This is a genomic window from Nostoc sp. CHAB 5836, assembly GCF_020829445.1.
Classification (GTDB): Bacteria; Cyanobacteriota; Cyanobacteriia; order Cyanobacteriales; family Nostocaceae; genus Nostoc.
Genome location: NZ_JAIVFV010000013.1, coordinates 38,199 through 54,880, shown reverse-complemented (window position 1 = coordinate 54,880; position 16,682 = coordinate 38,199). Strand labels below are relative to the sequence as shown.

Sequence of the window (16,682 nt, the reverse complement as noted above, 5' to 3'; positions counted from 1 at the left end):
TGTCCCTCTCAAAGTTTTAGCTAACGCACAAAATCATTTAAGGGACGTTTCACAATTAACCCTCCATTCCTCCCACCACCAAACTGAGTACAGTTTTGGTGGGGGTCTCCTGGAGGTTTGAGATGATTGACTTTTTCAGTTATACCTGCATAGGTTTAGGACTTTTCTTCTGGTTTTGGGGAACCTTTCCCATACTGGGCAAGCGATCGCTATTGTTCAAACTCCATAGTCTTTCGGTTGCAGATACCCTTGGCTCAATGAGTATCATCGTCGGGCTACTCTTAAAGATACCCAGCAAATGGCCGCTACTCATCCTTGCTTTCATCTCCTTGGCCATCTGGAATACAGTACTGGGGTATGTGTTGGCTTACTGTTCTACTAACGAGGGTAGCCATGAATGATAGCTATCTCTATGTGATCATCGCCCTGTTGCCGTTGGCTGCGTCTATGGTGGTATTTCAGGCCAATCCATACCATGCACTGGTAATTCGCGGTATCTTGGGAGCGGTGGCAGCAATGGTATATGCAGTTTTGGGAGCGCCAGATGTTGCTTTAACCGAAGCATTGGTGGGTACGATGTTGGCAATTACCCTTTACGCGATCGCCGTGCGTTCATCCCTGGTGATGCGTCTTGGCTTGGTTGAAAACGAGGCGATCGAGGCAGATGACGAACACCATTTTGGGCAACTGATGGATGACTTACGCACAATTTTTCGCAAACGCCAGATGCGTCTAGAACTGGTTCCCTACCCAAATACCCAAGCTTTGCAACGGGCGCTGATGGATAAAGAAGTCCATGCAACCTGTGTCAGACGAGAACAGGTGACAAGTGAGGACGAAAAACAGTTTTATCACACCGCCATCAGGATAAAACGTATCTATGAAATAATGCAAACCGAACTTGCATCACCAGCCACAATCCTGAGTTATGTAAGTACACCAGATGAAGGGGAGAAGCATAAATAAATGAAGTGGATCTACATTGCAGCAGGGATAGCGCTGTTTGTAAAAATGCTTATCTTGCCGAACTCAGCGCCAGTGGTACCGGATTTCTCGATTGTTGAATCGGTTGTCAAAGATGGTGGGATGCCCAATGCGGTTACAGTCATTATTCTCAGGAATCGTTTATACGACACTATCTTCGAGGTGGTGGTATTTACGATCGCGATCATGGGAGCTAATTTTATGTTAGCCAATGAAAAGCCGTCCTGCGCCATCTATCGTTTCACCGATGAACCATCCATTGTCCTGGCGCGTCTGGGAGCAACTATTGCTACGATGGTAAGTGTCGAACTAGCTATTCGGGGACATCTCAGTCCCGGCGGTGGTTTTGCGTCCGGGGTGGCGGGTGGAACAGCAATCGGGTTGATTGCGATTACCTCTTCACCAGAGTGGATGCAAGGGATTTACCAGCGCTACCACGCCGCTATATGGGAGAAAGTTTCGGTTCTGGTTTTCATTGTACTGGCGGCTATAACTCTGGCTGGAATTGAGTTACCCCACGGAGAGATGGGCGCACTTTTCAGTGGGGGGATTGTCCCCTTGCTGAATATCCTAGTTGCAGTGAAAGTTGCGTTGGGGTCGTGGGCGGTGATTTTGGTTTTTATTCGTTATCGGGGATTGTTGTAATCCCAAATCTATATACAAACCAAAAAATGCCTGGGAGTGTTGCCGTGTTTCCACCCCAGGCATTTTTTATTCTTAGCTTGCTCCTCACACACTCTTATATACTATCACTACTTCTATCAAATAGCAACTATAGCGGTTCTCAATTGCATGGAATACAGACCTAACCCCCAATACTGCGTAGGTTTTGGCAAAAAAATAAAAAATGTGTAGTAGGTTGGGGAGCCACTGCGTTGGGCGGGTTCCCCGACTTGAAGCACGTGGCGTTTGAGGAACGAAACCCAACCTAAGAGCTGGGTTTGTTGGGTAACGCATTGCTCATAGGTGTCAACTTAACGTTAAAAGGGCGGTTAGAAACCGCGTCTACACAGACGAAACCCGCCTGCGCGGGTTAAAAATATTAATTTTCTCTTAGTCCGCGCAGGCGGACTTTGTTTGTGTAGCCGCGAATTCCATTCGCCCAGGCTTAAGTTGACACCAATGCGCATTGCTCAACCCAACCTTGTATCTTAAGAGAAGTAGTATTGACCTAACCCCCAGCCCCTTCCCTACTAGCGTTGGGGAGTAAGACTCCAGGGCAAAGGCATCTAAATTACTTCTTCCTTCCCTAACGAGAGGCACTCGCGTTTGCGTCTACGTAAAAAAAATTGACTTTGGCAAACAGCTTTAGCCTTAACCCAAGCGTATTGAACTATATTCAAAACTGCACAAAAAATCCAATTTCATGACAAATTAAAAAGCGTTTGGGAGTGTTGCCGTGTTTCCACCCCAAACGCTTCTTATTTTTTAACTTGCTCCTCACACACTATTAAATAATATCACTGCTTCCATCAAAGGACAAGTATGTTAAGGGACAGTTTCCAAACTGCACACCTTACCGTCAATAATTTAGTGTAAAAAGTGACGTACACCAGTTAAGGTCATCACCAAACCCAGTTCGTTAGCAGCTTTGATTGAATCTTGATCGCGCAAACTTCCCCCTGGTTGGACAATGGCTGTAATTCCTGCGGCTGCGGCTGTTCTGACTGAATCATCAAAGGGGAAGAATCCATCGCTGGCGAGAGTTGCACCTTTGGTCTTTTCTCCAGCTTGTTCTAGGGCAATTTTAACTGAGCCGACACGGTTCATTTGACCAGCACCTACTCCTAGTGTAGTGCGATCGCTTGTCACAACAATGGCATTAGATTTAACGTGTTTGCAAACTTTCCACGCAAACAGCAATTCGGCTAATTCGTCGGCGGTTGGTTGACGTTCAGTGACTACTTGCCATTGACTGCTATCAGCAATGACGTCATCGCTAGCTTGGACAAGGAAACCACCTGCGATCGCTTTCGCTGTATCCTTAGAGCCACTGCTCAAATCAGCTAGAGTCAAAACCCGTACTTTCGATTTAGCAGCCAGAATTTCTTGAGCATCCGCTTCACAACTCGGTGCAACCACACATTCTAAAAATGTTTTGGTTAACTCCGTTGCTGTATGATTATCAATCGGACGATTGAGAGCGACAATCCCACCAAAAGCAGAAACAGAGTCAGCATTGAAAGCTTTTTGATATGCTTCCACAATGGTGTTGCCTAGTGCCGTACCACAGGGATTTGTATGTTTGATAATTGTAGCTGCTGGGGTATCAGTGAATTCAGCAATAATTCGGCGTGCAGCTTCTAAATCAACTAAGTTATTGTAACTAAGTTCTTTACCTTGTAGTTTTGTCGCGGCTGCCCATCCCGTTGGAGTAGTACCAGTTTGATACCAAGCAGCGGGTTGATGGGGATTCTCGCCGTAACGCAGAGATTGCAGTTGTGTACCGCTAAGGGTGTACTGCTGTGTTCCTGCGAGGTAAGAGGCGATCGCTTGATCGTAACTAGCAGTGTGCGAAAATCCTTTTAATGCTGCCTTTTGGCGAAACTCTAGGGATGCTACGCCGTTATTTTGCCGCAATTCCTGCAAATACTCGCCATACTGTGCTGGATCGCATAATACAGCAAGATGGGCGAAGTTTTTCGATGATGCCCTTAGCATCGCAGGGCCACCGATATCAATTTGCTCAACCGCTTGGGATAATGTTACCCCTGATTTAGCGATCGTTTCCTCAAAAGGATATAGATTCACCACCACTAAATCAATCGGGCGAATTTGGTTATTTTCTAAATCTGTAATATCTTGAGGAACATCTCGCCGCGCCAAAATTCCGCCATGAATTCGCGGATGTAGGGTTTTGACTCTACCACCTAAAATTTCTGGAGAACCAGTGTAATCTGCAACCTTCGTAACCGGGAGTCCCGCATCGAGGAGTACTTGGGCTGTTCCCCCACTGCTGATTAAATCAAAGTCGAATTCTTCAACTAAGCTACGGGCTAAGTCAATTAAACCAGTTTTGTTAGATACACTCAGCAGGGCTAGACGCGCCATTGATCAATTCCTTAAAAGTAGGCTAGAAGCAGAAGGATCTCAAGTTTTACATAAGCCTTGCTTCACTTCAAGACTTTTGGCGATCATTCTGAAGTACGGTAATATTGTGGTAATAAAAAGAATATCCAACTTCTACGTAACTCCAGTTGAAAATGAATATAGCCGTAATTGAACAGTTTGGGCTAGCAAAGATAACAGTAGACATAGGAGTGAAAAAGAGTGTAGAGACGTAGCAGTGCTACGTCTCTACAAGGGTTCTGGGTAACGCATATTTAATTTCACCAGATGTCTAGTAGATGAAGAGTAAAATATTGTGACGATGATGCTTGGGGGTAGTTGAATTGAAAGACATGGGAAAAGCTATGCTATTAATAATGAGATCAGCAATGGTGTTATGTTATGGAACTATTGACTATTGGTCACTCCAATCACAGCATTCAAGCTTTTATCGAGCTTTTGCAAAACTATGATGTAACTGCTATTGCTGATGTGCGATCGCACCCCTATAGTCGTTACTTACCCCATTTTAATCGCTTACTGCTTAAAGACTCTCTCTTAAGCGCAGATATTCATTATGAATTTTTAGGGCAAGAACTGGGGGCTAGACCAGCAAATCCTGAGTGTTATGTTGATGGTAAAGCTGTATATGAAAAGATTGCTGCTACTCAGTTATTCAGCGATGGCATTAAACGTGTGTTGAGAGGTGTAGAACGTTATAGAATTGCCCTCATGTGTTCAGAAAAAGACCCAATTGTTTGCCATCGGGCAATTTTGGTTTGTCAACATTTGCGAGGTGAGCCTAATTTAGCAATTAATCATATTAAAAGTAACGGCGATTTAGAATCACATCATCAACTGGAAGACAGATTATTAGCTAAACATGGGTTAAAAAAATTAGCTCTTGCACCAGTTTCAGTTCAGTTATCTCTTTTTGGTGATATTCCATCTAATAATCAGCCCGATAATTTGCTATCAAAAGAGGAATCTATCCAAGAAGTCTACAAATTGCAAGGTGATGAAATTGCCTATGTAGAAAAAAGAGGAAGTGAACATGAATAATTCCATTAACTTATTCACAATCGGCTTTACGCAAAAAACCGCCCAAAAATTCTTTGAAACTCTCGTTAAATCTGGAGTCAAGCGAGTTATAGATACACGATTGAATAATGTCTCTCAATTGGCGGGATTTACAAAAAAGTCAGATTTAGAATACTTTCTCCAAAAAATTGGGAATATTGAATATACTCATATTCTTGAACTAGCGCCTACAAAAGAGATTTTAGACGAGTATAAGAAAAATAAAGGTGATTGGGCAGTTTATGAACAGAAGTTTCTCCAGTTGATAACTGAACGAGAAATTGAGAAGAAAGTTAAACCAGACATATTAGATGGTGGATGTCTTTTATGTAGTGAAGCTAAACCACATCAATGTCATCGTCGCTTAGTGGCAGAATATTTAAATGGCAAGTGGGGAAATGTGAAAATATGCCATCTGTGAAGCAAATTGTTTGTCTTGCCAATTCTAAGAAAAATGGGGAGCGTTGCATTGCTGGCATTGATTTGGATACTGGTAATTGGATTCGTCCAGTATGTGATCGTGACGGTTATTCTGATGATGGTCGAGTCCCAAGAGACGTTCGACTTGTGGAAAGGAGAGAACCAGAATTATTAGACATTATAGAAATACCTTTAGCGGATGAAGGTAATAACTTTGACTTTGAAAGTGAGAATTTAACCATACTATAGGAATCCGGTTTGATTTTTGAACAACATTAAGTATTTGTAGGGTGCGTTAGCGACAGCGTAACGCACCATTCTTAAGGATTCGGTGCGTTACGCGAAACGCTAACGCACCCTACGTATCTGTTCAGAAATCAAATAGTAGTCCTATATCAGGAGAATGGAGACTATTAGGCAAAGCTAAACCGACTGATGTATTTCAATATTGTGGAAACTATCCTTACATTCTTCATAATCGCAAGAAATATGTCAATGTGTCTGAACTCCAATCCCTACCTTTTCGGCAAAGACGTACACTACAGTTGCTTCATGTTGTCAATTTGTCTGTACAGTCTCAAGGAATCAAGCAGTGGAAAGGTTCACTAGAAACTGCTTCTGGTCAAAAGTTAACAGATGCTAAAATTACTGATCCTATTTTTATTGAAAAACTAGAAACGGGATACCAAATCACAAATGATTATTTAGTGACAGTTAGCTTGGGTATGCCTTGGGCACATGATGATTGGGAAGGTGAACCTCCTTGCTGGAAACTCATTGCGGGTGTGATAGAATTTTCTAAATATGCAAATCAACAAAGTGATTTAATTGGTCAAACAGATAAGGAAATAGAGCGAATAGGTTGGGATGTAGATCAAGGACGTAAGTATTTGCAGCAAACTTTTAACAAGCGATCGCGCCAACAGTTGACTTTGCAGGAATTAACCCAATTCTTGAATTATCTTAAATCCATTCCTGATGACTCTGATAATCTCCCCTTTTGATGAGATGATCAATAGACATCTGGTAGAAATTAAATATGCGTTATCCAGAACCTTTGTAGAGACGTAGCAGTGCTACGTCAAAACAATTCATTTTCACCAGATGTCTAATAAATTAAAGTGATTAGTTATTGCTTCAGAACCCAAAATCTACTGCGGAAAAACTTTTACACTATCACTAACTATAGATAACTCCACCCTTGTACCTACAGGTAACGCCATATCTGTCATCGTCCGCGCATGGAGTTCTTTACCAGAGGGAGTTTGCAAACAATACTGGTACTCGCGTCCTAAAAAGCGGCGGGTGCGGACGACTATTGGCGCATCTGTGGCTGGTTTTAAAATAAAATCTTCTTGGCGGATCATGATTTCACCAGTATCATCGCTGTGGTTTGATGTTAACTCAAAACTGCCAATTTCTGTTTCCCATAAATTACCTTGACGACGGGCGGGAACGAAATTAGCTTGAGTGACAAATTCGGCGACAAATCTTGATGCTGGATGAGTATAAATTTCTTCTGGTGTGCCTAGTTGCTCTAAATGTCCTTGGCGCATTACACCCACTATATCTGAAATAGCTAATGCCTCTTCTTGGTCGTGGGTAACAAAAATTGCTGAAGTACCCGCCGCTTTCAGAATATCTCGCACTTCTTCTCGCAAGCGCAACCTAACTTGAATATCAAGATTACTCAAAGGTTCATCCAAAAGCATGAGTTGGGGTTGGGGTGCTAAAGCACGGGCGAGTGCAACCCGTTGCTGTTGTCCACCAGAAAGTTCGTAAGGGTAACGTTTTTCTAAGCCTTCGAGTCTCACCAAAGTAATAACTTCGGCTATCCGTTTTTGTATTTGCTGTTTACTGAAATGTTTCAACCCAAAGGCCACATTTTCTGCCACATTTAGATGGGGAAACAGTGCATAATCTTGAAAAACAACGCCGATGTCGCGCTGTTCGGCTGGGATGCAAGTAGAACTATTACAAACCATCTGTTTACCAATTTTAATTTCTCCTACTTGCGATCGCTCAAAACCAGCAATCATTCGCAACAGTGTAGTTTTACCACAACCAGAAGGGCCGAGCAATCCCAATATATCTCCTTGTTGCAACGTCAAAGATACGTTATCCACAGCAGGAAAAGCACTTTCTGCAAACCGCTTGGTGACATTTTGTAAATCTAGAATTACTTGTTGCATAGAGAGTAGGGAGTGGAGACTGGAGAGTAGTATAGTCGAAGGGCAGTACAAGTGACAGCCTTGACCAGTTAGCTTTAATTGCGCCGACCTACTTATAAGTGATTTACTCCTTCTACCTCCTTCAAAACTTGCTCTTTTTTGACGTTCTCTTGAGATAGCACCAATAAAGTTGAACCCATAGAAACCAACAGCATCGCTAATGAAGCCGCCGCCGCATCTGCAAAATCTACATTTTCTGTGGCTTGCCAAATTTGCATTGCTAAGGTATTAAAGCTAATAGGCGCTAACAACATAGTGGCGGGTAGTTCTTTAATTGCTGTTAAAAATACCAGCACTGCACCACTCAACACACCCGGTTGCACCAGAGGTAGGGTAATTTCTCTTAAAGTTTGCCAACCATTCCTCCCTAAACTACGCGCTGATTCTTCTAGCTGGGGATTGACTTGCAAAAGCGAACTGCGGACTGTTCCTACTGATTGCGGTAAAAATAAAACTAAATAAGCAAATATCAGCATCGGCATAGTTTGGTAAAGTGGTGACAGATAGTTTGCACCAAAAAATACCAAAGATAAAGCAACCACGATTCCTGGAACTCCAAAACCTAAGTAAGAACAGCGTTCAATTATGGCAGTGATTTTACTCGGAAATCTGACTGCTAAAATTGCTACTGGCAAAGCAAATATGGTGGTAGCTAAAGCCGCCAGTCCAGCCGCTCCAATCGAGTTGAGAATGGTGGGGAGTAAGTTGGGGAAAGTGTACCCACCGTTAAGTCCCCGAATCAGCCAAAATAAGGTAATACCTACTGGCAAAACTACACCGAAGCTAGTAATCAATAGACAAAAGCCCAAAGCTGGCCATTTCCAAATTCCCAATTTGACAATTTTTGGTGGACGTAGAGAAGCCGAACCACGACTATAATAAGCTGCACGCGATCGCATTCGATATTCCAACCATAAAATCAGCAGCACCAATGTCACCAACATCAAAGATAAAGCTGCGGCTGAATTCCGATTAAAGCTAGTTTTATACTGTAAAAAAATTGCCCGTGTAAAGGCATCAAACTGCATCAGTGAAGGTGTACCAAAGTCGCGTAAAGCATACAAAGATACCAGTAATCCACCTGCAATTATTGATGGTTTCAACTGTGGCAAAACTACCTTAAAAAAGGTTTCTCTGCTACCATAACCTAAACTACGAGATGCTTCTTCCAAAGATGGATCAATACCTTGCAAGGCAGAACGTATACTCAGCAACATATAGGGATAGGTAAACAAAGTAATTGCCAAAACTGTCCCAGGAAAACCATAAATAGAAGGTAATTCTTTTACTCCTAATGGTTGAAGCAACAACTGCAAAAAACTACCCCGTGGTGCCAAAGTTGCAATCAGCGCAAAACTGCCTACATAGCTAGGAACCGCTAAGGGTAATGTTGTCGCCACTAACCAAAAACGTCGTCCTGGTAAGTCTGTCCGCACAGTTAAAAATGCTAACGGTACGGCAATTAATATGGAAAATAATGTTACCGTTGCCGCCATTGCCGCACTGTTGAAAAAAACCATGATATTGCGAGGACGAGAAATCACTTCACTTAACTCTTCCCCGCCAATACCTGCGGTGCGAATCACTAAATACAGTAATGGCAGAGCAATGGCAACTGCTACTACTCCTGCCGCTAATGTGAGAAATAATGGAGGGCGAACCGCTTTCAACTGTTACAAAACTCCTGCCTGCTTTAGTAAGTTCAAGGTTCCTGGTAAATCATCTAAATCTGTCAGGTTAAGATTAGGTGGATTGAGCTTATTGATTGGTATTTGGTTGGATGGCGCTGGTATTCCTTTTACTAAAGGATATTCATTAGTTTCTTGAGCAAAGTAGTTTTGCGAACTCGGTTTTAGCAGATAATCAATTAAAGCCTCAACATCAGCTTTCTGATCTGTAGTTTTCGTAATTGCCACTCCTGCCACGTTAATCATTGCTCCTGCATCTTTGATTGTATAGTGGTTGGCAACAGGAAGGTTTGGATCATTTTTTTTCAAGTTATACAAGTAGTAGTTATTCACTAAACCAAGATAAACTTCTCCACGTCCCACGGCTTCGACGATCGCAGAATTCCCAGCGTAATCTTTGACACCATTAGCTTTCATCGCTTTGAGCCATTGGAGAGTTGTTCCATCCCCTTCTAAGACTCGCTTTGCGGTAATAAATGACTGAAAGGAGGCGTTAGTTGGTGCCCAGCCGACTTTGCCCCGCCATTTTGGTTGGGTTAACTGCGAAACTAATAACGGTAGTTCCCCTCGGTTTACTAATTTAGTATTGTAGCTAATTACACGGGCACGCCCAGAAATTCCTAGCCAATACCCCTTAGCAGAACGAAAGCGAGCATCAACTTTGTCGAGCAGTTTAGAAGGAATCGGGAGTGTCACCTGTTTTTTCTCCAAATTGCCTAAAGCACCAGCGTCTTGGGCGAAAAACAAGTCTGCACGGCTATTTTGACCTTCTTCCAAAAGTGCGATCGCTAACTCAGCAGTACTACCATAACGCACTTGAATATCCTTATTTAAATCTTTTTTTGCTTTCTCAATTAAGGGGCCAATTAGTTTTTCATCTCTCCCTGAATAGATCACAAGGGTTTTCGTTTGAGCGTCTACAGCCACTCCGATTCCCCAACCGAGCGTTATAGCTAGAGCTAATCCTGAAACTTTCAGCAATGGTAAAGTTTTCAATCTACTAATCCTCCACTTTGATTTTTACTAGGAATTTTTTGCAATAGCCGGCATATTCTCAATTTGTACCATTAACGTGTACTAGTAAGCAAGAAAATTTCTCAAAATTTTGGGATTTTTGCTCCTCTTGCTAGATAAATCCCAGCACATTGCAGCTTATATGACTTGTACTTGCTGCATAAGTTTGAGTGTTGCCTCTAAATCGCTAAGATTACTCAAGTCGATTTTTTGAGCTTGTTTTTTAATTTGTTCGAGAGATTTGAGTTTCCCTTTGGGTGTAACTGCCAAAGTTAGAGGATACTCATAGGTTTTATTCGCAAAGTAGTTTTGGGCATTTTCGTTCAGCATGAATTCGACAAACTTTTGAGCAATATTGGGATGTTTGGCGCTGTTGAGAATTACTATACCTGCGACATTTACTAAGGAACCCACATCATCGGTAAAATGATGCTCCACTGGAACTTGAGGATTATCTTGTTTGACTCGTTCCAGATAGTAATGATTAACAAATCCAACAGCAATTTCGCCACGAGACAAGGCTTCTATGATCGCTGCATTATTAGGATAAACTTTAGCATTGTTAGCTTTAATACCTTCTAACCATTGCTTAGCTTTATCTTCTCCTTCTGTAACCCGCAAGGCGGTGACAAAAGACTGAAAGGAACCATTTGTTGGTGCCCAGCCGATTTTACCTTTCCATTTTGGTTCCGTAAAGCCGAAAATCGACGATGGTAATTCACTCGGCTTCACGGATTTAGAGTTGTAATCTACTGTACGCACTCTCCCCGTAATACCTAGCCATTTCCCCTCTGGTGAACGGTAGCTACTATCTACCTGATTCAGAAGAGATGTTGGTAACTGTACTGCTCTATTTGCTTTTTCCATAGCTCCGAGGGCGCCCGCATCTTGGGCAAAGAAGACATCTGCGGGACTGTTGACCCCTTCTTCCAAAATTGCTGATGCTAACTCAGCACTATCGCCGTAGCGGACTTGTACTTTAGTATTGGTTTGTTGCTCAAATTGTTTAATAAGCTCGCCAATAAGTTTTTGGTTGCGTCCGGAGTAGACTACTAGCTCTTTTTCTAATGCACTGCTAGTAGCCCTAGTTGGTGTAGACTGCGTTGGTGGCGATTCGGCAGTATCGGTGGGTGTTTGATTAGGATTACAAGCGATCGCTAATCCCCCACTAGCAGATGCTAGTCCCACCATATAGACAAATTTGCGGCGCTTCATAAGCTTTCTCCAGTAGAACACAAACTATTATCAGATTATTGAAATATATTACTATTAATTGAGTCGGCTTGCCTAGTGACATTCTGATGTATAATCAGACCAATGTATTTTGCTAATTCTTCTTAGAAAGACGCTATTCACTTCTTTCTAAGAAAAATTATTTACCAGATTATTGACAATTAATTACAATAATTATCTCAAAAATAATTGATAATAGTTTTTATTAAATCAAAAAATCTGACTAAAAGCAATCATTTACAGATAGGAATTATTCTTGTATAAAAATTGATGAAAAAATGTTTTCAGAGAAAATTCTCATCTGGCCTTTGCTTGCTAGCGCCATAACGACGTAAGTAAGTTGGCGCGAAAAAATCAAAGTATGTTACGAAACGTAAATAGCCTTAAAATCTTTACTAGTGACCAATGACAAAGGACAAAGGACAAATGACAGCCTTAGCCAGTTAGCTTTAATTGCGCCGACCTACTTAGGTATTCTTTGGGCAAGCAGATAGGATCTATGAAAAGCCTAGAATTTTAGGAGTAAACCTCTGTCTTTACAAGTTATCACCGTTAAGAGAGAAACTTCTCAACCCCCCGCAGGCTTAATTGTCACTTTGCATGGTTGGGGAGCGAATGCTGAGGATGTAGCATCTTTATTACCCTTGCTCAACTTACCTGATTACCAGTTTGTATTACCGGATGCACCTTTTCCTTATCCCTATTCCCCTGTAGGGAGGGCATGGTATGACCTGCGGGTGGAGAATATGTATCAAGGGTTGGCACAAAGTCGGCAACTGCTAACAGATTTCTTGAAATCTTTAGAAAGTAGCACTGGCGTACCTTTATCACGCACCATTTTGAGTGGATTTTCTCAAGGGGGAGCAATGACTTTAGATGTCGGCTCAAAATTGCCCTTAGCAGGTTTAGTTGTTATGAGTGGCTATTTACATCCCGATGCACTAACGGCAGCTAAAAGTGGGATTCCACCAACTTTAATTACTCACGGTAGATATGATGAAGTTGTGCCCCTGCAAGCTGCCTTGAAGGCGCAAGAAACTCTCAAGTCTCTAGGAGTGGCGGTAGAATACCACGAATTTGATATGGGGCATGAAATACATCCACAAACCTTAGAGGTGCTACGGAATTTCGTTGTAAATATAATTGGCTAGTCAGGATTACGAATTTTTTATAAATTCTGGTACAAATTCTGACAATTTTCACGAAATGAATGACATCTAATGAGTAATATATATTGGGTGGGTGCGTTTAGCGCAACTTAACCCAGGCTGAAGGCGAGTGCTGCATAAGGGAGGGGCGAGCATTATGACAACTCTAAGCATTTCCAAAAAAGAAATCGCTGCCATGACTGCGGCAGAAGTGGAAGAACTAGCTACACGTCTGGAACTGGATAATTATAGCAATGCTTTCGAGGGTTTAAATGATTGGCATCTATTGCGAGCGATCGCATTTCAGCGTCCAGAGTTAGTTGAACCCTACATCTACCTCTTAGACTTGGAACCCTACGATGAAGCGTAGTTGAGGTTAGGAGTTAGGAGTTTGGAGTTTGGAGTTTGGAGTTAGGAGTTAGGAGTTAGGAGTTAGGAGTTAGGAGTTTGGAGTTAGAAATTAATATTCCTAACTAGTTGCTCTTAAGTCAATAGGGTTCGGATATTATCCGATTCCCCCAACCCCCTTAAAAAGCTTGCTCAAAATGGCTCTATTTCCCCCAATTTATCGAGGGACTAAGGGGGATCTTTAAGACCTATGGACCTTAACCGAACCGTATTGGCTCCTGAGTTAGTACTTACTCCTAACTTTTTACCATGACTAATCCAAAATTAAACAGGGTTCTAATTGCTGTAGGTGGCGGTATCGCCGCCTATAAAATTTGTGAGTTGGTTTCGACGCTGTTTCAAATTGGGGTGGAGGTTCGAGTCATTCTCACCCGTTCGGCACAAGAATTCATCACGCCTCTGACAATAGCCACTCTATCTCGTCATCGCGCCTACACAGATGATGATTTCTGGCAATCAACTCACTCTCGTCCGTTGCATATTGAGTTGGGTGAATGGGCTGATGTCATGGTAATTGCCCCCTTGACAGCTAATACATTAGCAAAGTTAGCCTACGGGATGGCTGATAATTTGCTCACAAATACCGTGCTTGCTTCTACTTGTCCCGTGCTGTTAGCACCCGCAATGAATACGGATATGTGGGAACAGCAATCGGTGCAGCGAAATTGGCAACAGGTATTGACAGATAGCCGATATCATGGGATGAATACAGCATCAGGGTTATTAGCGTGCGATCGCATCGGTGCTGGTAGATTAGCAGAACCTCCAGAAATTTTGGCTCACATCCAATCGTTGTTACACACTCAAGGTAAACGAGATTTAGCTGGTAAACGAGTGTTAATTAGCGCTGGGGGAACGCGAGAGTTTCTTGACCCAGTGAGGTTTATTGGTAATCCTTCCACAGGTAAAATGGGATTAGGAATTGCGCAAGCCGCACTTCATCGAGGCGCAAGTGTTATCCTGGTACATGGCCCAGCTAATTGGGATGTACCATTAGGAGTGCAAGGGATTCCTGTTGTTAGTGCCGAGCAAATGCAGCACGCGATGCTGGAATGTTTACCCAACGCTGATGTAATTGTGATGTCAGCAGCCGTAGCAGATGTGAAGCCAAAAGATTATAGTACAGAAAAATTGCCCAAGCGATCGCTCCCCCAAGCCTTGCCCTTGGAACCAGTACCGGATATCGTTGCTCAGTTAGCACAACTCAAACAGCCGCATCAGATCTTAATTGGATTTGCTGCACAAACTGGAGATATTGTCAAGCCAGCGTTAGAAAAGTTACAGAGAAAAAAACTCGATGCGATTGTTGCCAATGCCATCGATCAACCGGATAGTGGTTTTGGGAGTGATCATAATCAAGGGATATTTTTAGATAGCCAAGGAAATCAGCTAGCGATCGCACCTTGTTATAAATTAGAAATGGCCCATCAATTATTTGATTTTGTCAGTAAGTAGGTTGGCGCAATTAAAGTTAACTGGCTAAGGCTGTCATTTGTCATTTGTCATTGGTCATTTGTCATTTGTCATTTGTCATTTGTCATTGGTCATTGGTCATTAGTAAGGATTTTAAGCTTATTTATGTTTCGTAACATACTTGACTTTTTTTGCACCAATGTACTTAGTTGACCAATTGGTGTCAATTTAACGTGAAAGCTAGCCGACGCAAACCGGGATAATTTGGGCAGACGACAGGCGGCGTTATACATTAATAAGTGTATCTGCAATACCGGACTTGTTCTGGCTCAGTCTCAATAGCAAAGGTTTGGAGATGTTTACTTTATCAGAAACTTCTATCCTGGCGGCAATCCTACTGGTAGCTTTAGGCATTTTGGGCTGGGGCTTTTATCGCGCCAGACCTTTTGGTAAGCTGGGAATCTTAGCCTGGTTACAGTCGGTGGTGTTGATGACTCCCTGGCTCCTGTTTTTTGGATTGTTTGCCGCAGGAATTTACATCAATATAGCGGGTATATTGTTCTTAGTGGTTACTTCTGCTGGATTGTACGTCTTTTTGGGCAGACAGTTACGCGCAGCTGGGCAAGATGCCATCCTCAAGCAACGCGCAACGGAAAGACTCGCTGCTGCTTCCTCTCTTGAAGCAAATTCCCCACAATTAGCAGTAGCACAACTGAAAGCGGAGATCCCGCCAATACCGGAAGATGACTTGAATGCAATTAAAGGTATTTTCGGTATCGATACATTTTTTGCTACAGAAACCATCGCCTACCAAGATGGAGCCATTTTCAAAGGTAATTTGCGGGGAGAACCAGAAGAGACTCACAACCGTCTAACTGCAAGTTTACAGCAACGCCTCGATGATCAATATCGCCTGTTTTTAGTGGAAAATACGGACGGTAGACCGGTGGTGATTGTCTTACCCAGCCGCAATGATCCCCGTCCGATGTTGTTATCGCAAAAAATCTTTGCAGGTATTCTGTTGATTGCAACCATTGCCACAAATTTAGAAGCTGCGGGCTTATTGCTGAATTTTGATTTCTTTGCCAATCCAGGGCGATTCACAGAAGCTTTGCCTATAGGCGCTGGAATATTTACGATTTTAGCAGCTCACGAAACTGGTCATTGGTTACTTGCTCGGCGTCACCAAGTTCGCCTTAGCTGGCCTTTCTTTCTGCCGGCTGTGCAAATTGGTTCCTTCGGTGCAATTACCCGCTTTGAGTCTCTGTTGCCCAACCGCAAAGTATTATTTGATATCGCTTTGGCAGGCCCAGCCGTAGGTGGGATCATTTCTTTGTTAATGCTGGTGACGGGCTTACTGCTTTCTCACCCAGGTAGTTTATTCCAATTGCCAAATCAGTTTTTCCAAGGGTCGATTTTGGTGGGAAGTTTGGCGCGAGTTGTCCTTGGTTCAGCGTTGCAGTCCTCCCTAGTAAGTGTTCATCCCTTAGTGATAATTGGTTGGTTGGGGTTAGTAATTACCGCATTGAACTTAATGCCAGCAGGACAACTAGATGGTGGGCGCATTGTTCAGGCGATTTATGGACGCAAAACCGCAGGACGGGCAACGATCGCAACTTTAATTTTACTGGCCCTAGTGTCCCTTGGTAATATGATTGCCATGTACTGGGCGATCGTGATTTTCTTTTTGCAACGCGATCAAGAACGCCCCAGCTTGAATGAAGTCACTGAACCGGATGATGCTAGAGCCGCTTTGGGGCTTTTAGCTCTATTCTTGATGATTACTACTCTTCTACCCCTAACTCCCGGCTTGGCTGGGCGTTTGGGAATAGGATAGTGCTATTTGTGAAAGGTTAAGACTATATAGCTTTTGTCAATAAGTAATAGTACTTAAAATTATGCTGAAAATCGAGCTAGTCAAGAGAGTTTTTGGGCTAGCGATGCCTACGCGTCACATCAAATACTCACTACTTCAGCACATTTTCAGCATGACTATTAGACATCTGGTAGAAATT

Annotated in this window: 16 protein-coding genes; 11 read left to right on the top strand and 5 right to left on the bottom strand. The window is 42.7% G+C overall.

The window, feature by feature from the left end; genetic code table 11:
* Positions 1-122: 122 nt before the first annotated feature.
* The 3 genes from LC605_RS04690 to LC605_RS04680 are packed head-to-tail and all read left to right on the top strand — an operon-like array spanning position 123 to position 1,629.
* Positions 123-401: a monovalent cation/H(+) antiporter subunit G gene (locus tag LC605_RS04690; protein ID WP_229546407.1), complete on the top strand. Its 279-nt coding sequence runs from the start codon at positions 123-125 to the stop codon at positions 399-401.
* On the top strand, positions 394-966 hold the full coding sequence (locus tag LC605_RS04685; protein WP_229546406.1) for a DUF4040 domain-containing protein: 573 nt from the start codon (positions 394-396) through the stop codon (positions 964-966). The genes LC605_RS04690 and LC605_RS04685 overlap by 8 nt, the downstream gene beginning before the upstream one ends.
* Positions 967-1,629 carry a Na(+)/H(+) antiporter subunit B gene (locus LC605_RS04680; protein WP_229546405.1) on the top strand — a complete coding sequence of 221 codons (663 nt, stop codon included), beginning with the start codon at positions 967-969 and terminating at the stop codon, positions 1,627-1,629.
* Between the two features lie 885 nt (positions 1,630-2,514).
* Here LC605_RS04680 and purH read toward each other — a convergent pair.
* The gene (gene purH / locus LC605_RS04675) at positions 2,515-4,035 is read right to left on the bottom strand and encodes a bifunctional phosphoribosylaminoimidazolecarboxamide formyltransferase/IMP cyclohydrolase (RefSeq protein WP_229546404.1); all 1,521 of its coding nucleotides are present in this window, start codon (positions 4,033-4,035) and stop codon (positions 2,515-2,517) included.
* Positions 4,036-4,434: 399 nt separating this feature from the next.
* Between purH and LC605_RS04670 the strand changes: the two genes are divergently transcribed.
* The 4 genes from LC605_RS04670 to LC605_RS04655 all read left to right on the top strand — a co-directional run bounded on the left by LC605_RS04670 (position 4,435) and on the right by LC605_RS04655 (position 6,536).
* Positions 4,435-5,094: a DUF488 family protein gene (locus LC605_RS04670; protein WP_229546403.1), complete on the top strand. Its 660-nt coding sequence runs from the start codon at positions 4,435-4,437 to the stop codon at positions 5,092-5,094.
* A complete protein-coding gene (locus LC605_RS04665; protein WP_229546402.1) occupies positions 5,087-5,533 on the top strand; it encodes a DUF488 family protein in 447 nt (148 codons plus the stop codon). The genes LC605_RS04670 and LC605_RS04665 overlap by 8 nt, the downstream gene beginning before the upstream one ends.
* Positions 5,521-5,781 carry a hypothetical protein gene (locus LC605_RS04660; protein WP_229546401.1) on the top strand — a complete coding sequence of 87 codons (261 nt, stop codon included), beginning with the start codon at positions 5,521-5,523 and terminating at the stop codon, positions 5,779-5,781. Before LC605_RS04665 ends, LC605_RS04660 begins: the two co-directional genes overlap by 13 nt.
* Before the next feature lie 248 nt (positions 5,782-6,029).
* Positions 6,030-6,536, top strand: coding sequence for a hypothetical protein (locus LC605_RS04655; protein WP_229546400.1), 507 nt, complete (start codon positions 6,030-6,032; stop codon positions 6,534-6,536).
* A gap of 147 nt (positions 6,537-6,683) precedes the next feature.
* Here LC605_RS04655 and LC605_RS04650 read toward each other — a convergent pair whose 3' ends face one another.
* The 4 genes from LC605_RS04650 to LC605_RS04635 all read right to left on the bottom strand — a co-directional run bounded on the left by LC605_RS04650 (position 6,684) and on the right by LC605_RS04635 (position 11,680).
* Positions 6,684-7,724 (bottom strand): ABC transporter ATP-binding protein, encoded by a 1,041-nt coding sequence (locus tag LC605_RS04650; RefSeq protein ID WP_229546399.1) that lies wholly within the window; start codon positions 7,722-7,724, stop codon positions 6,684-6,686.
* A 92-nt stretch (positions 7,725-7,816) separates the two neighbouring features.
* The gene (locus LC605_RS04645; protein ID WP_229546398.1) at positions 7,817-9,433 is read right to left on the bottom strand and encodes an iron ABC transporter permease; all 1,617 of its coding nucleotides are present in this window, start codon (positions 9,431-9,433) and stop codon (positions 7,817-7,819) included.
* Positions 9,434-9,436: 3 nt separating this feature from the next.
* The gene (locus LC605_RS04640) at positions 9,437-10,447 is read right to left on the bottom strand and encodes an iron ABC transporter substrate-binding protein (protein WP_229546397.1); all 1,011 of its coding nucleotides are present in this window, start codon (positions 10,445-10,447) and stop codon (positions 9,437-9,439) included.
* A gap of 156 nt (positions 10,448-10,603) precedes the next feature.
* On the bottom strand, positions 10,604-11,680 hold the full coding sequence (locus tag LC605_RS04635) for an iron ABC transporter substrate-binding protein (RefSeq protein ID WP_229546396.1): 1,077 nt from the start codon (positions 11,678-11,680) through the stop codon (positions 10,604-10,606).
* A 563-nt stretch (positions 11,681-12,243) separates the two neighbouring features.
* On the opposite strand from LC605_RS04635, the gene LC605_RS04630 reads away from it, so the two are divergent.
* From LC605_RS04630 to LC605_RS04615, 4 genes are all read left to right on the top strand, one after another.
* Positions 12,244-12,849 (top strand): alpha/beta hydrolase, encoded by a 606-nt coding sequence (locus LC605_RS04630; RefSeq protein WP_229546423.1) that lies wholly within the window; start codon positions 12,244-12,246, stop codon positions 12,847-12,849.
* A 154-nt stretch (positions 12,850-13,003) separates the two neighbouring features.
* On the top strand, positions 13,004-13,216 hold the full coding sequence (locus LC605_RS04625) for a DUF2555 domain-containing protein (RefSeq protein WP_190877921.1): 213 nt from the start codon (positions 13,004-13,006) through the stop codon (positions 13,214-13,216).
* 287 nt (positions 13,217-13,503) lie between these two features.
* Positions 13,504-14,709 (top strand): bifunctional phosphopantothenoylcysteine decarboxylase/phosphopantothenate--cysteine ligase CoaBC, encoded by a 1,206-nt coding sequence (gene coaBC, locus LC605_RS04620; protein ID WP_229546395.1) that lies wholly within the window; start codon positions 13,504-13,506, stop codon positions 14,707-14,709.
* Positions 14,710-15,022: 313 nt separating this feature from the next.
* Positions 15,023-16,504, top strand: coding sequence for a site-2 protease family protein (locus LC605_RS04615; protein WP_229546394.1), 1,482 nt, complete (start codon positions 15,023-15,025; stop codon positions 16,502-16,504).
* Positions 16,505-16,682 lie beyond the last annotated feature (178 nt).

Coding starts and splice junctions, on each gene's coding strand:
- LC605_RS04670 (WP_229546403.1), top strand. CDS start 4,435: ATGGAACTATTGACTATTGGTCACTCCAATCACAGCATTCAAGCTTTT.
- LC605_RS04635 (WP_229546396.1), bottom strand. CDS start 11,680: ATGAAGCGCCGCAAATTTGTCTATATGGTGGGACTAGCATCTGCTAGT.
- LC605_RS04690 (WP_229546407.1), top strand. CDS start 123: ATGATTGACTTTTTCAGTTATACCTGCATAGGTTTAGGACTTTTCTTC.
- LC605_RS04660 (WP_229546401.1), top strand. CDS start 5,521: ATGCCATCTGTGAAGCAAATTGTTTGTCTTGCCAATTCTAAGAAAAAT.
- LC605_RS04665 (WP_229546402.1), top strand. CDS start 5,087: ATGAATAATTCCATTAACTTATTCACAATCGGCTTTACGCAAAAAACC.
- LC605_RS04685 (WP_229546406.1), top strand. CDS start 394: ATGAATGATAGCTATCTCTATGTGATCATCGCCCTGTTGCCGTTGGCT.
- LC605_RS04625 (WP_190877921.1), top strand. CDS start 13,004: ATGACAACTCTAAGCATTTCCAAAAAAGAAATCGCTGCCATGACTGCG.
- LC605_RS04680 (WP_229546405.1), top strand. CDS start 967: ATGAAGTGGATCTACATTGCAGCAGGGATAGCGCTGTTTGTAAAAATG.
- coaBC (WP_229546395.1), top strand. CDS start 13,504: ATGACTAATCCAAAATTAAACAGGGTTCTAATTGCTGTAGGTGGCGGT.
- purH (WP_229546404.1), bottom strand. CDS start 4,035: ATGGCGCGTCTAGCCCTGCTGAGTGTATCTAACAAAACTGGTTTAATT.
- LC605_RS04615 (WP_229546394.1), top strand. CDS start 15,023: ATGTTTACTTTATCAGAAACTTCTATCCTGGCGGCAATCCTACTGGTA.
- LC605_RS04650 (WP_229546399.1), bottom strand. CDS start 7,724: ATGCAACAAGTAATTCTAGATTTACAAAATGTCACCAAGCGGTTTGCA.